We start from the raw sequence: 14,672 nt of genomic DNA, 5'->3' as shown, positions 1-14,672 counted from the left end.
ACAATCACGGGAAGTCCCACCGAGCGCTGCCGACCCATTGACCCCGCCGAAGACGTGAACCTACTCTGAACAACGCACTCCAGAAAGCGCTTTCTACACCCCACAGTCGGCTTCAACCGCACAGGGAGCGCCCAATGAGCAGCCGCCCGTTACGGAGCAGTCCCGCGTCCCGCGCCCTCCCCCCGCCTCTCATCGCCCTCACCGCGCTTCTGGCGCTGATCCTCGGTCTGCTCGTGGCCTCGCCACCCAGAGCCCAGGCAGCTCCGTTCCGTGTTCTGGTGTACTCCGAGGTCACGAACTTCACCCACGACTCGATTCCCGCCGGGATCGAGGCGGTCAGGAAGCTCGGCGCCGAGAACGGATTCGAGGTCGAGGCGACGGACGACTCGGCCGTCTTCAACGACACCGATCTGGCCCGCTTCCAGGCGATCGTGTTCAACAACACCAACTCCACACCGGAGAAGGGTGACTTGCTGACCGCCGATGAGCGCGCCGCCCTGCAGAAGTACATCCGGGCCGGTGGCGGATGGGTCGGTCTGCACGCCGCGTCCGCCAGTGAGCGCGACTGGGACTGGTACGAGGGTCTCGTCGGCGCCATCTTCGACCAGCACCCGGCGGTGCAGACCGGACGCGTCAAGGTCCTCGACCACGCGCACCCCTCCACCAAGGACCTTCCCGACCTCTGGGAACGCACCGAGGAGTGGTACAACTGGCGCACCGACCCGACCTCCAAGGTGCACACCCTCGCGCAGATCAAGGTGCGCGACGGCGTCGACGGCCTCGACGAGGGTGTGGACCATCCGTGGTCCTGGTGCCAGAACTACGACGGCGGCCGTTCCTGGTTCACCGCAGGCGGCCATGCGGCCGCGGCCTTCCAGGAAGAGGGCTTCGTCAAGCATCTGCTGGGCGGCATCGAATGGGCCGCGGGTGCCGAGGAGGGTGACTGCACGGCCACCCGTACGGGCTCCTTCCAGCGCACTCCGCTGGCCACGGGCGATCTCGCCGACCCGTTCGAACTGGCCGTCGCCCCCGACCGACGGGTGTTCTTCGCCCAGCGCACCGGAAAGCTCAAGGTCATCGACCAGGAGACCATGAAGGTGTCCACGGCGCTGGACTTCGCGTACACGCCGGAGATGACCAGTCAGTCCGACGGGCTCCTCGGCCTCACGCTCGATCCCGGGTTCGCCGAGAACAACTGGCTCTATCTACTGCATTCCGACAAGACCGAGAAACGGCTGAACCTCTCCCGCTTCACCGCCTCCGGGAACACCGTCGATCCCGCATCCGAGAAGCGTCTGCTGACCATCCCGACCCTGCGCGGCGAGGGCAGGGCCAACTCCCATATGGCCGGCTCGCTGACCTTCGACAAGGCCGGCAATCTGTACGCGGCGACGGGCGACAACACCGATCCGTTCGCCTCCGACGGCTTCGCGCCCATCGACGAGGGCGAGGGCCGCCGCGCCTGGGACGCACAGGGCACCTCCGGCAACACGAACGACCTGCGGGGCAAGGTTCTCCGGATCACTCCCGAGGACGACGGCACGTACACCGTGCCCGAGGGCAACCTCTTCGCACCGGGCACGGACAGGACCCGCCCGGAGATCTACGCGATGGGCATGCGGAATCCGTTCCGGATCACGACGGACCCGCTGAGCGGCGCGCTGATGGTCGCGGACTACGGCCCCGACGCCAGGCAGGCCGTTGCCGGACGCGGGCCCGAGGGGACGGTCGAGTACACCCGCATCACCGAGGCGGGGAACTTCGGCTGGCCGTACTGCACCGGCGACAACACCCCCTTCAACGACTACGACTTCACGACGAAGACCTCGGGTCCGGCCTTCGACTGCGACGCACTCGTCAACGACTCGCCGAACAACACGGGTCTGCGCGCACTGCCGCCCGCCCAGCCGGCGACCGTCTGGTACGCCTACTCGGCGTCCGCCGGATTCCCGGAGCTCGGCACCGGGGGCGGCGGCCCGATGAGCGGTCCCGTCTACGACTACGACCCGGAGAACACCTACCGCACCAAGTTCCCCGAGTACTTCGAGGGGAAATGGCTCACCTACGAGCTGACCCGCCGCTGGTTCAAGACGTTCTCCTTCCAGCGGGAGGGGCAGACCTTCTCGGATCCGAGGTTCGCCCCGGTGGCGGCCGGCGATCTCCAGTCCATCAACGGCGTCTTCGAGGACATGGAGTGGAACCAGCCGTTCGACGCCGACTTCGGCCCGGACGGGGCGCTGTACGTCATCGACTTCGGGCTCGGCAGCGGTACGGGCCGTGGTGGCAGCAACGAGGGTGCGGGCATCTACCGCATCGACTACGTCGGTGACGGCCGACTGCCCGACGCGAAGATCACCACCGACGGTGACAACGGCTCCGCTCCCCTGACCGTCGCGTTCTCCAGCGCGGGATCCGGACTTCCTGGCGAACAACCGGTCACGTACGCCTGGGACTTCGACGGCAACGGCAGCACCGACTCGAGGGAAGCGAACCCCTCGTACACCTACCGGACCAAGGGCCTGTTCACGGCACGCCTCACGGTCACCGGGCCGGGCGGGCTGACGGCGCTCGCGGTCCAGGACATCACCGTCGGCAACAACAGACCACAGGTGACGATCCAACAGCCGCCGGACGGTGGAATGTTCAGCTTCGGCGACACCATTCCCTTCACCGTGAAGGTGAAGGACAAGGAGGACGGCCGGGACGCGCCGATCGACTGCTCGCGGGTCGTGGTGCAGTCCCAGCTCGGCCACGACACGCATCTGCACCCGCTCGACAACTACACGGGGTGCACAGGTGAGATCGCCACGGACGCAGGTGACAGCCACGGGCCGGGCCAGAACCTCTACTACGGGATCACCGCGCAGTACACGGACAAGGGTGCCCCGGACTCCCCCGCGCTCACCGGCTCGACATCACTGACGCTGCGCACCACGTTCCGGGAGGCGGAGCACTTCACCTCGACCGGAGGTGCCCACGACGGTGTGGTGGTCGCGGACCGGGCGGATGGCTCGGGCGGCAAGCGGCTGACGGAGATCGAGGACGGCGACTGGGTCGCCTTCGATCCGGTGAACCTCAAGAACATCGCGTCGGTGACGGTCGGCGCGTCGTCCGGCGGCCTCGGCGGGTCGCTCGAATTCCGGGCCGGTTCACCGGACGGCCGGCTGCTCGGCTCCGTATCCGTCCCGAACACCGGCGGCTGGGGCTCGTTCGTGTCGCCGACCACGGCACTCAAGAACCCCGGCAGCAGCAGGAAGCTGTACGCGGTGTTCACCAACCCCGGGTGGAGCAGCGAGAAGGCCGACCTGCTCTCGGTCGACTGGCTGCATTTCAACGGCTCCGGCGTGGAGAAGAAGCCCGGTACGAAGGTCGGGGTGAAGGCGACCCCGGCCGGTGGTGCCGCGCCGCTCGCGGTGTCGCTGAGCAGTGCGGTCGAGCCGGTGAGCGGGCGCACGATCGCCTCGTACCACTGGGACTTCGGTGACAACACGGATCCCGCCGTCCCGGAGGGCGCGACCGCCACGCACACCTATGCCCGCGCGGGTGCGTACACCGCGCACCTGACGGTGACCGACGACAAGGGCGACACCAGCACCGGATCGGTCCGGATCGACGTGAGTGGAGGGGAGTGACGGCATGAACGGCACACGAAGGGCGTTTCTCGGTTCGGCCCTGGGCATCGCCGCGGCCGCAGCAGTGGGTACGGGGACGGCGTCGGCCGCACCCTCCGGCTGCCGCAGGCGCATCCCCCCGTCCGGCATCGGCATGCACCTGTACACGATGCGCACGCCGCTGGCCACGGACTTCGGGGGCACCCTGGAGCGGCTCGCCGAGATCGGCTACGCCACGGTCGGGGTGAGCGGTCGGCACGGCAACAGCGCGGCAGACATCCGCCGCATGCTCGACGGGACCGGCCTCGAAGCGGTCCTCGAACACGTCGCTTACGACATCGTCAGGGGGGCCGGGCTGCCGCAGGCCCTGGAGGACGTCCACACGCTGGGAGGGCGGTGGATCGTGGTGCCCAGCCTGCCGGGATCCCTGCACTCGCCGGCCGGATACCGGGAAGTGGCCCGGGAGTTCAACAGGGTGGGACAGGCCGCGCGTGACACGGGACTGAAGCTGCTCTACCACAATCACGGCAGCGACCACGAGGTCGTGGACGGGGTGAGCCTGTACGACATCCTGCTGGCGGAGACCGATCCCGAACTGGTCGGTTTCGAGCTGGACCTGTACTGGGCGGCGAACGGCGGCGCCTCGGCTCCGGGTGAGCTCTTCGTGCGTCATCCCAGGCGGTTCCCCGCACTCCATGTGAAGGACATGGCGCCCGACGGGGGCTTCGAGGATGTCGGGTCGGGCGTGCTGGACTTCCCGGCGATGTTCGACACGGCCCGGCAGGGTGGGGTGAAGCAGTGGCTGGTGGAACACGATTCGCCGGCCGACCCGTTCGCCTCGGCGCTGGCCAGCTATACGTATCTGTCGCGACTGCGGTACTGAGGTACTGAGACGGGCGCGGACCGGCCCCGGGATGAGCGCATCGCCCCCGGGGCCGGTCCGTGCGTTCAGTGGGCGGCAAGCAGTTCCCCGTACCAGGCGAGGGTGGCGTCCAGGGCTTCCGGGAGCGGCGTCGGGACCAGCCCGTAAGCCTTCTCGATCGCCGAGGAGTCGACCGTCTGCCCCTCGGTGTGCTGGTAGAACATCTCGGCGTACTCCGCCATGAAGACCTCGTCGAACGGACCGAACGGACGAGGCTCGCCGACGACGGTGATGTTCAGGGGGCGGCCGACGCGCTCCTCCGTCATGGCGAGGATCTGCCGGGTGGTGAGCGCGGGAGCGGTGGGCAGGTGCCAGACCCGTCCGTCACCGTCCGGATTCTCGCCGAGGGTGGCAAGGCCCGCGGCGACGTCCCCGATGTACGTGTAGCTGTGCGGCAGATCGATGTCGCCGAGGGCCGGGACCTCTCCCCCGGTGAGCGCGGCCGGGAAGACGGCGCCGCCCAGCGTGGAGTTGAGCACGCCGGGGCCGATGAAGTCGGCCGACCGGCCCAGCACGACACGGACGCGGCCCTCGGCGTGCGCCGCGAGGTAGCGGGCGTCCAGTTCGGCGCGCATCACGCCCTTGCGGGTGGTCGCGTTCCACGGGGTGTCCTCGGTCATCACCGCCCCGTGCGTCTCTCCGTACGGGTAGAGCGTGTCGAGAACGACCAGGCGGGCGCCGACCGCCTCGGCGGCGGCGACGACGGCCTCCTGGATCCGCGGCATGACCTCGACCTGGAGGTGGTAGCCGACGTTGACGCAGTGATGGACGACGGCTGCTCCCTCGACGGCGGCGCGGGCGCCCTGGGCGGTGGCCACGTCGGCGGCGAACCGCTCGACGCCCTCGGTCTCGGGTCCCTTCCCGGACCTGTCGACCAGCCGGACCCGGTGGCCCCGCGTGACGAGCTCGCGGGCGAGGGCGCTGCCGGCCGGTCCGGCGCCGAGCACGGTGTGGAGTTCGGATACGGCGGTCATGGTGGGCTCCTTCGCCTCGATGCGTCGCTACGTCGCCTTGCAACTGTTAGAGACTGTAACTCCTGCAATGATGAATCACAACCTCTCTTGTTAGACTCCGTAACGAACGTGAGCACAGATAGCAGGCGACAAGAATCGAGGAGCCGGGGATGGTCTCAGCCCAACAGGGCCCGCGTGCCAGGTACCGGGAGCAGACCCGGTCGGAGATCAAGGACACGGCCCTGCGGCAGCTGGCCGAGTCAGGTGTCGGCGCGCTCGCACTGACCCGTATCGCCAAGGAGATGGGGCTCTCGGGCCCGGCGCTCTACCGGTATTTCGCCAGCCGTGACGATCTGCTGAGCGCACTGATCAGGGATGCGTACGACGACGCCGCGACGGCCGTCGCAGCGGCGGCGGCCGAGGCCTCTGCCGACTCGCAGGGCCCGCGCGGCCGACTGCGGGCGCTGGCCACGGCCTACCGGGCGTGGGCGGTCGCCGAGCCGCACCGCTATCTGCTCATCCAGGGCGCACCGGTGCCCGGCTATGTGGCCCCGGACGACACGCGGGACCGGGCACGCGCCGTGCTCGGGCCGTTCCTGGCGGTCTTCGCGGAAGGGGACCCGGGGACGGAGGTGGGCGTGCTGGTGGCGGAGATGGCGGCCTGGCTCGCCACCGACGAGGCGGTGGGCGCCTGGGTCGCCGAGTATGTGGCGGACGCCGCCGGGGACACGGCGGGGCCGGCGCGGGCGCTGGCGGGCGCGGTGCTCGTATGGGCCCAGCTGCACGGCTCGGTGGGGCTGGAGGCGGCGGGGCAGTTCGCCGGCATGGGGCATCACGGCGACACTCTGCTCGCCACGCAGATGGGGCTGCTCGCGGACGCGTTCGCGCTGTCCTGAACCGGTACTTCCGGTGAGGCGTTCGCACTGTCCCGAACCGGCAGCCGGGCACGGTGTCCACGCTGTCCCGAACCGGCAGCCGGGTGCGGCGTCCACGCAGTCCCGAACGGATACTTCCGGGCGCCGGACCGGGGTACTCCCCCGGTCCGGCGCTCCGTGTCAGTCGTGCGCCGAGGCCGCGCCCAGCAGGTCGCGGATGTGCGTGGCCGCCGCATGGAACTCAGGGCGCCCGAGGGTCTCGCTGTACCCGCGCTCGGCGGGCAGACCCACCTCGATGATCTCGGCCACGGTGCCCGGACGCGGGCTCATCACCACGACCCTGTCGGCCAGGTAGACCGCTTCGGAGATCGAGTGCGTCACGAGGATCACGGTGGTCCCGGTCTCCCGCCAGATCCGGTTGAGCTCCATGTTCATCTGCTCGCGGGTCAGTGCGTCCAGCGCGCCGAACGGCTCGTCCATCAGCAGCACCGGCGGCTCGTGCAGCAACGCCCGGCACAGGGCCACCCGTTGCTGCATGCCGCCGGACAGCTCATAGGGGTACGCGTTCTCGAAGCCACCGAGACCCGTCATCCGGATCAGGGCGTCGGCCCTCTCCCGTGCCACGGCCGGAACCATCTTCCTGATCTCCGCCTGGAGCAGGATGTTGCGGCGCGCGGAGCGCCATTCGAGGAGAGCGGCGCGCTGGAACACGTATCCGATGTCGTGACGCGGCCCCTTGACCTGTTCACCGCCGACCCGGACATCGCCCGCGGACGGGCTCAGCAGTCCGGCGACCAGCTTGAGGAGGGTCGACTTGCCGCATCCCGAGGGGCCCACGACGGCGACGAATTCGCCCGGTTCCACATCGAGCGACACCCCCTGGACCGCTGTGACATCGCGTTCCTTGCCGCGGAACCTGACCGAGACGTCCGTCAGTCCGACGGCCGGGGTGACCGTCACGGCTCCCTCCCCCGGCCGCTGCCGCGTCCTCGCGTCCTCCTTCGACATCGTCATCCCTTCAGCGCCGACTTCTGGTCCCAGTAGTCCGATACGGCCTTGGGCTCGCTGACCATGCCCGCCTCGGCGAAGACGTCGATGGTCTGCTGCCAGTCTGCGTCGGTGTTGACTCCGGGCGCCTTGCCCTGGGTCGAGGTGGTGTGCAGCAGGGTGAGCGTCGTGGCGAACTGCTCCGCCAGCACGGTCTTCGGTGGCAGTTGCTCCGAGGCACCCTCCATCGAACTGACCGCGGGCTCCGGGGCCTTCTCCGCCGCCGCCCAGGACTCGCTGACCGCCTGCGTCATGCGCTTGGCGAGATCGGGCTGGGAAGCCAGGATCTTCTGACCGGCGAGCAGGCCGTTCGAGTAGAAGTTCAGCCCGTGCTCCGAGAAGCGCAGATACGACACGGGCTTGCCGGCCTTGTTCTGCATGGTGGGGCCCTGGTCACTGGCATAACCGAGCAGCCCGTCGGTCTTCCCCGAGATCACCGCGGCGATCTTGCCCGCCGGGTCGGTGTTCTGGACCTTGACGTCCGAATCGCTCATCCCGTTCTTCTTCAGGAAGATCGGGAAGGTCTTCGACAGCGCGTCACCGGCGGTCCCGGCGATGGTTTTCCCCTTCAGATCCGCTGGCGTCGTGATGCCCTTGGCATCGAAGGCCTGCACCGAGGCGGGGGTGGTCTGCAGGAAGACGCCGAGACTCTTCACCTTGACGCCGCTGTCGACCCCGGCAAGCAGCGCGGGGGTGTCGGCCCAGCCGAAGTCGGTCTGCCCGGCGGCGGTCGCCTGCACCGTCTTCTGCGATCCCTGGCCGGCCTGGATCTTCAGGTCGATGCCGTGCTTCTCGAAGATTTTCTGCTGCTTGCCGTAGTAGAACGGCGCGTGCTCGCCGTACGGATACCAGTTGAGTGTCAGCGTGACCTGGTCGAGCTTCTTGCCGGAGTCGCTGGTGGTGGTCGCCGGCTCGTTCCCGCCGCAGGCGGTGACCATCAGGACGAGGGGGACGACACCGATCAGTAGTCTGCGCGCATGCATGGGCTTGGCCCTTCTCACGACGAGGTCAGTACGAGGTGGTGGCGGAGGTTTCCCTGCGGCTGGCGTGCCAGGGGAGCAGGAGCTTCTCGGCGATCTCGACGGCGACGAAGAGGACGACGCCGATCAGGGACATCACGAGCAGCCCGGCGAACAGCATCGGTGTGTCGAGATTGCCGTTGGCCTGGAGAATCACGTAGCCGAGTCCTTCGTTGGCGCCGACGAACTCGCCGACGACCGCGCCGGTCACAGCCAGCGTGACCGCGACCTTGAGCCCCGAGAAGAGGTGGGGCAACGAGGCCGGGAAGCGGATCTTCACGAAGGTCTGCCAGGGTTTCGCCCCCATGGTCGCCGACAGCTGGAGCATCTCCGGGTCGACCGCCTTGAGGCCGGTGACCATCGAGATCACCACGGGGAAGAACGCGATGAGGACAGCGATGAGGATCTTCGGCGCGATACCGAATCCGAGCCAGACGACGAACAGAGGGGCGATCGCGATCTTGGGGACGACCTGCGCGAAGAGCAGGATCGGGTAGAGCGTCCGCTCGACGGTCGACGAGTAGACCATGATCACGGCCGCCAGTACGCCGACAGCCGCCGCGATGAGGAAGCCGAGCAGCGTTTCGTAGGTGGTCACCCAGGTGTGCTGCCAGAGATAACTCGTCTTGCCGGTCAGCACGTCCAGCGTCGCACCGGGTGACGGTACGAGATACGGCTCCACGAGCTCGGCCGCCGCGATCACCCACCAGACGGCGAAGCACGCCAGCAGCAGCGCGACAGGACGCCAGCTCTGCTCGGCCGCGCGGGCGAGCCGCTCCCCCACGGAGGGGCCCGCCCGCCGGGTTACTCCCGCAACTTCTGCGGGGCTCTTGGCCACGGCGCTCTGGCTCACTACGAACTCCCTGCATTTGTGGGCAAGTTGTGGATGGCCGGGGAATATTCGGGCGTCCGGGAAGGCGCTTTCAGAAAGCGCTTTCTGGTAAGGTCCGGCCACGCTAATGACTCATCACACGCAGGGTCAATAGGTCGTCCCGAAGTTCGGGGCTCTGCCACCACCGCACCCTCGGGGGTCGAGTTGAGTGAACGGGAAGCACCGGACCGGCCGCTTCCGCCGGACCGCGTGAGGACGACGCATGTGACCCTCGACGCCGTGGCCCGCGAGGCCGGGGTCTCGCTCGCCACCGCGTCGCGAGCGCTCAACGGCACCACCCGGGTCCGCGACGACCTGCGGGAGCGGGTGCGCTCCGCGGCGGGCAGGCTCGGCTACATCCCGAACGCCCACGCCCAGGTCCTGGCCGGCGCGGGCAGCAACCGTACGGTGGGCGTCATCTGTCATGACGTCAGCGACCCGTACTTCGCGGGGGTGGCCAGCGGTGTGATGCGGGCGGCGGCCGAACAGGACCTGCTGGTGATGCTGGCCTCCACCTTCCGCGAGCCGTCGAGGGAGATCGCGTACGTGTCCATGCTCCGGGCCCAGCGGGCCCGGGCGATCCTGCTCATCGGCTCCGGCTTCCAGGACCGGGCGTGGGAGCGCGCCATGGAGGCCGAGCTGGCACCGTACGTGCGCGTCGGCGGCCGGGTCGCCGTGGTCAGCCGGCACCGCAGCCTGCGGGTGGACACCGTGCAGCCGGAGAACCGCGCCGGTGCTGCAGCGCTCGCACGGTCGCTGGTGGCTCTCGGGCACCGGAGGTTCGCCGTGCTCACCGGACCTGTGTCGCTGACGACGGTCTCCGACCGGCTCGGGGGGTTCCGGGAAGGGCTCGCGGAGGCGGGTATCGCCCTCGATGTGGTCGTGGAGGGCGCGTTCACCCGGGAGGGCGGTCATCAGGCGGCGCGCCGGCTGCTCGCCCGCGAGGGGCCCAGGCCGACGTGTGTGTTCGCCGTGACCGACGTGATGGCTGTCGGCGCCCTGGCCGCACTCCGGGAGGAAGGGCTGGAGGTACCGGGTGATGTGTCGCTGGCCGGATTCGACGACATCCCTCTCGTACGGGAACTGTCGCCGCCGCTCACGACGGTGGCCCTGCCGCTCACCGCGATGGGTGAGACCGTGATCGCGCTGGCGCTGCGGGAACCGGGGGGCAAGCAGCACCGTTCGCGGGTGGTCCGCATCGAGGGCGAGGTCGTCCTGCGTGCCAGCACGGGCAGGCCGCCGGCGGGATGACCGGCCGGTTCAGCCGCGGTGCCCGTTCCGGCGGTCGATCTGCCCGACGAGTTCGCGCGCCAGCAGCTTGATGGTGTCCAGCCCCGCCCGACCCCAGGGGCGCGGCACGGTGTCGACGGCGCAGACCGTACCGAGCGCCACACCTGTGCTGTCGATCAGCGGAGCTCCGAGGTAGGAGCGGATTCCCATGTCGTCGACGACCGGATTGCCCGCGAAGCGCGGGTAGTCGCAGACGTCCTCCAGCACAAGGGCCTTGCGCCGCACGAGGACATGCGGGCAGTAGCCGTGGTCCCTGGCGAGATGACGGATCCCGCGGCCGCTGCTCGCCGCGGCCACCCCGAGGCCGGACCCCTTGCGGGTGCCGGCCGGGGTGTGCAGCCCGGCGAAGAACTGCTGGTTCTCATCGATGAAGTTGACCATCGAGAACGGTGCGGCGGTCACTTCGGCCACCCTGTCGGCGAAGGCGTCGAAGCTGTCGAACGACGTGTCGGTGCGCTCCCCCAGCCCGAGCCTGCGCAGCCGCGCGCCCCGGGCGGGCCCGTCCCGGTCGACCGGTGTGAGCAGGGGGCGTTCCGTCCCGTAAGGGATCACGTACGGGCGCCGAAGCCGGACAGCGGCGCCGGGGCGGTCGCGTTGATGAGGTGCTGGACCAGGGTGACGAGTGCCCCCGTGCCCGAGCTGGCGATCCTGGCGTCGCAGAGCACGACCGGTACCTCGGGTCCGAGGTCGAGGGCGGACCGCACCTCGTCGGGTTCGTAGCGGTAGGCGCCGTCGAACTCGTTGACCGCGACGACGAATCCGATGCCCCGCCGCTCGAAGAAGTCGACGGCCGCGAAGCACTCCGCGAGCCGGCGTGTGTCGGCCAGCACGACAGCTCCCAGCGCACCCTTGGAGAGTTCGTCCCACATGAACCAGAACCGCTCCTGGCCGGGCGTGCCGAAGAGGTAGAGCACATGCTGGTCGGACAGCGTGATCCGGCCGAAGTCCATGGCCACGGTGGTGGCCGTCTTGGACTCGATGCCCTCGAGGTTGTCGGTCCCCACACTGACCTGGGTCAGCAACTCCTCGGTGCTCAGCGGCGCGATCTCGCTGACGGCGCCCACGAACGTCGTTTTGCCGACGCCGAATCCCCCCGCGACCAGGACCTTGAGGGCCACGGGAAAGCATTCGGAGCCTTGGGTGCTGTCAGAGCTGTCGTCGTAGACCATCGAGCACTGCCTCCAGCAGAGATCGGTCGGTGGGAATGTCATGGAATGCGGGGGCGTGCGCGGTGACCGCGCCGCAGTCGACCAGGTCGGACAGGAGCACCTTGGTGATGACGGCGGGCAGCCGGAGATGCGCGGCGATCTCGGCCACGGAGGTCGGGCCGCCGCACAGCTCCAGCGCCACCGTGTGCTCGGGGCCGAGGTGCACCTGCGGCTCGCTCCCCGTCGCCATCACCAGGGAGAGCAGATCGAGCACGGTGGTCGGCCGGGTGCGGCCGTTGCTCACGGTGTACGGGCGGATGAGCCGGCCGGCCGCGTCGTCGAGCAACGGCCCGTCCTGCGGGGCCGGCACGCTCACAGCCCCGGGGTGAACGGTGCTCCGGCGGGTTGCCGGAGCGGGGTCGTCAGGTACGGGCGGACGCTCTTGACCAGCATGGCCATCTCGTAGCCGAGCACTGCGGCATCCGCCTCACGGCCGGAGAGGACGGCGAGACAGGTACCGGATCCGGCGGTCGAGACGAACAGGAGCGTCGAGTCGAGCTCGACCACGACCTGCCGCACATCGCCGTTGTCACCGAACCGGGCGCCGGCGCTGCGGCCGAGGGAGTACAGACCCGCGGCCAGAGCCGCCATGTGGTCGGCGCTGTCGGCGTCCATGCCGTGGACGGATTTCACCAGGCCATCGGCCGAGAGCAGGACCGCGCTGCGCGTGTACGGCACGCGCTGGACCAGCCCGCTCAGCAGCCAGTCGAGGTCCGAGACCTGACCGGACGGCATATCGGTCGTCATGGTGACTCCTTGAAGGTGTTCTCGGTTCGTGGATCCGATTCGGGCAGCCGGAGCCCGAGGAAGTCCTCCCCGGGCGGCTCCGCACCGGCCTGCGCCGCCGTGAGGCCGCGGACCGGCAGCGGGGCCGGGGCGTGGGTCCGCTGCGCACCGACGGAGGGGAAGTGGCCTGGCGTCGTCACGGGCCGGGTGTCCGGCGTCGCACGCTGCGGGGAGCCGTCGGCGGGGTCGTAGGAGGGTGCGGGTTCCGGGTCCTCGGCCGACTGTGCCTCGGCAAGGTCGACCCCCCGCCGGAAGGCGGCCATCAGGCCCGGGTCGTGCAGGGCGTCCTCGTCCTCGGTACGAGGGACGGGGGCTTCCCTCAGTTGCGGTACCAGGTGCTCCTGGTTGCTGCGCCTGGGGAGCTGGGGACGGCCCGGGGCATCGCCGACGGCATCGGGGCCACCGGCGGCACCCGTCACCGGTGCCCTACCGTCCCGGTACGGTGCCGCTGCGGCATCGTTGTCGCGGAGCATGCCCGTGACGGGCGGGGTCGCGGCAGGATTCGGACCGTCGACACGCTCGGCACGGAGCGGCAGCGGCGGTCCCTCACCCGGGCGCCGTGTCTGCCGGGGCGGCTGGTCCAGCCGCGGTGGGTCCTGGGCGGCTTGCGGCAGCGGGGGCTGGGAGGCTGCGGAGGGCAGGGGGGCCGCATCCTGGGCGGGGGGCCGGTGTACGGCTCCGAGCGGCGGAACCGGCGCGGCGCCTGCCCGCGCCGCGGTCTCGTCGTCGATGCCCAGGAGTACCTGCGGCAGCACGAGTACCGCCTGGGTGCCGCCGTAGATGTTGCTCTGCAGCCGTACGGCGATTCCGTGTCTGCGGGCCAGGGACGCGACGACGAACAGCCCGATCCGGCCGTCCTGGAGCAGGTGGGCGACGTTGACCTGGTCGGGGTCGGCGAGCAGTGCGTTCATCCGCTTCTGCTCGGGGCCCGGCATGCCCAGCCCGCGGTCCTCGACCTCCAGGGCGAGCCCCGCGGTGACGCGCTGGGCGCGGAGCAGCACCTGGGTGTGCGGGGCGGAGAACACGGTGGCGTTCTCCACGAGTTCGGCCAGCAGGTGGATCACGTCGGCGACAGCGTGTCCGCGCAGGGTGCCGTCGATGGGCGGCACCAGTTTGACCCGTGGGTACTGCTCGACCTCCGCGATCGCCGAGCGCAGGACCTCGGTCATGGTCACCGGATTGCTCCACTGCCGCCGGGAGACGGCGCCGCCGAGCACCGCGAGGTTCTCGGCGTGCCTACGGATGCGGGTGGCCAGGTGGTCGACGTGGAAGAGGCCCTTGAGCAGGTCGGGGTCCTCGACCTCGTGTTCGAGCTCGTCGAGGATCTGGATCTCGCGGTGCACGAGGGACTGCAGCCGTCTGGCCAGGTTGACGAAGACCTCGACCTTCTGTTCGTCCCCGGTGCTGTTGAAGAGCTGGGACGCCTGGACGACGGCCGCGACGGCCCCGTCCTGCGAGCGGCCCAGTTCCTGGGCGAGCAGGTCGAAGGCGTCGGCATCGGGGGCGGCGGGCGGCGGGGTCCGCCGGGCGGGCACGGGGTCGCCGTTGCGTAGCTGCTCCACGAGCCGTTGCAGATCGGCATCGCTCTGCGCGCTGGCGCGCCGGAGTGCGAGGCAGCGGTCGACGACGCCGGTGACGACACGGTTCGCGCCCAGGAAGGCCGCCGCCACGGCGGCGACGGCCAGCGCCCCGGATCCGCCGAGCGCCGCCAGCAGGCTGCCGGTGGGGCGCACACCGGAGGCGCGGATGGTGAAGATGACGGCCGCGGCCCCGCTCAGCACGGCCGCGACGGCCGGCAGCACGGCCGTACGCAGCAGCTGTGGGCGCATCCGGTCGGGGGCGGGCTGCGCGGCGCGCGGCCTGCTCGCGGCCGAGTGCGATCGGCTACCCGAACGGCCACCCGGACGGCCGTGCCGTCCGCCCTCGCGGCGTTCCGGTCGCGCGGTGGGTGCGCGAAGTTGAGACATCATCGTCCTCGGTACGTGGGGCACCAGGAATCGGTATTCGTGTGGTGACACCTACGGTGGTCGGGCAGGCCTGGGTCAACGGCTGGACAGGCTCGAAAGATATGAGCCCACCGTTGATCACCG

13 protein-coding genes are annotated in these 14,672 nt (G+C 69.9%); 4 read left to right on the top strand and 9 right to left on the bottom strand.

Annotated elements, in window-relative coordinates; all coding sequences use genetic code 11:
* The first annotated feature begins 134 nt into the window (after positions 1-134).
* Together ABZS61_RS17655 and ABZS61_RS17650 are read left to right on the top strand one after the other, a co-directional pair.
* Positions 135-3,632 (top strand): ThuA domain-containing protein, encoded by a 3,498-nt coding sequence (locus ABZS61_RS17655; RefSeq protein WP_356421270.1) that lies wholly within the window; start codon positions 135-137, stop codon positions 3,630-3,632.
* A gap of 4 nt (positions 3,633-3,636) precedes the next feature.
* A complete protein-coding gene (locus ABZS61_RS17650) occupies positions 3,637-4,494 on the top strand; it encodes a sugar phosphate isomerase/epimerase (protein WP_356421268.1) in 858 nt (285 codons plus the stop codon).
* A 65-nt stretch (positions 4,495-4,559) separates the two neighbouring features.
* Here ABZS61_RS17650 and ABZS61_RS17645 read toward each other — a convergent pair whose 3' ends face one another.
* A complete protein-coding gene (locus ABZS61_RS17645) occupies positions 4,560-5,507 on the bottom strand; it encodes an NAD-dependent epimerase/dehydratase family protein (RefSeq protein WP_356421265.1) in 948 nt (315 codons plus the stop codon).
* A gap of 149 nt (positions 5,508-5,656) precedes the next feature.
* Here ABZS61_RS17645 and ABZS61_RS17640 point away from each other — a divergent pair, with 149 nt between their 5' ends.
* Positions 5,657-6,382, top strand: a complete 726-nt coding sequence (locus tag ABZS61_RS17640) for a TetR/AcrR family transcriptional regulator (RefSeq protein ID WP_356421263.1) — start codon at positions 5,657-5,659, stop codon at positions 6,380-6,382.
* Positions 6,383-6,541: 159 nt separating this feature from the next.
* On the opposite strand, the gene ABZS61_RS17635 is transcribed toward ABZS61_RS17640, so the two are convergent.
* Genes ABZS61_RS17635 through ABZS61_RS17625 form a run of 3 tightly spaced genes read right to left on the bottom strand, consistent with a single transcriptional unit; the run spans position 6,542 to position 9,280 of the window.
* Positions 6,542-7,321, bottom strand: coding sequence for an ABC transporter ATP-binding protein (locus ABZS61_RS17635; protein ID WP_356421260.1), 780 nt, complete (start codon positions 7,319-7,321; stop codon positions 6,542-6,544).
* A 50-nt stretch (positions 7,322-7,371) separates the two neighbouring features.
* Positions 7,372-8,391, bottom strand: coding sequence for an ABC transporter substrate-binding protein (locus ABZS61_RS17630; RefSeq protein WP_356421256.1), 1,020 nt, complete (start codon positions 8,389-8,391; stop codon positions 7,372-7,374).
* Positions 8,392-8,416: 25 nt separating this feature from the next.
* Entirely contained in the window at positions 8,417-9,280 is an 864-nt protein-coding gene (locus ABZS61_RS17625) for an ABC transporter permease (protein WP_356421253.1), read from the bottom strand.
* Between the two features lie 243 nt (positions 9,281-9,523).
* On the opposite strand from ABZS61_RS17625, the gene ABZS61_RS17620 reads away from it, so the two are divergent.
* Positions 9,524-10,549, top strand: coding sequence for a LacI family DNA-binding transcriptional regulator (locus ABZS61_RS17620; RefSeq protein WP_356421250.1), 1,026 nt, complete (start codon positions 9,524-9,526; stop codon positions 10,547-10,549).
* A gap of 9 nt (positions 10,550-10,558) precedes the next feature.
* Here the strand turns inward: ABZS61_RS17620 and ABZS61_RS17615 are convergent, their stop codons facing one another.
* Genes ABZS61_RS17615 through ABZS61_RS17595 form a run of 5 tightly spaced genes read right to left on the bottom strand, consistent with a single transcriptional unit; the run spans position 10,559 to position 14,549 of the window.
* Positions 10,559-11,140, bottom strand: coding sequence for a GAF domain-containing protein (locus ABZS61_RS17615; RefSeq protein WP_356421247.1), 582 nt, complete (start codon positions 11,138-11,140; stop codon positions 10,559-10,561).
* Entirely contained in the window at positions 11,137-11,757 is a 621-nt protein-coding gene (locus ABZS61_RS17610; protein ID WP_356421244.1) for an ATP/GTP-binding protein, read from the bottom strand. The genes ABZS61_RS17615 and ABZS61_RS17610 overlap by 4 nt, the downstream gene beginning before the upstream one ends.
* Positions 11,735-12,106, bottom strand: a complete 372-nt coding sequence (locus tag ABZS61_RS17605; protein ID WP_356421801.1) for a DUF742 domain-containing protein — start codon at positions 12,104-12,106, stop codon at positions 11,735-11,737. The genes ABZS61_RS17610 and ABZS61_RS17605 overlap by 23 nt, the downstream gene beginning before the upstream one ends.
* Positions 12,107-12,108: 2 nt before the next feature.
* Entirely contained in the window at positions 12,109-12,543 is a 435-nt protein-coding gene (locus tag ABZS61_RS17600) for a roadblock/LC7 domain-containing protein (protein WP_356421241.1), read from the bottom strand.
* Entirely contained in the window at positions 12,540-14,549 is a 2,010-nt protein-coding gene (locus ABZS61_RS17595; RefSeq protein ID WP_356421238.1) for an ATP-binding protein, read from the bottom strand. The genes ABZS61_RS17600 and ABZS61_RS17595 overlap by 4 nt, the downstream gene beginning before the upstream one ends.
* Positions 14,550-14,672: the final 123 nt, after the last annotated feature.

Source organism: Streptomyces sp. NPDC005566 (assembly GCF_040605575.1).
Taxonomy (GTDB): Bacteria; Actinomycetota; Actinomycetes; order Streptomycetales; family Streptomycetaceae; genus Streptomyces.
Note: the sequence above shows the minus strand (reverse complement) of the source record. Positions and strands in the feature narration are given on the sequence as shown.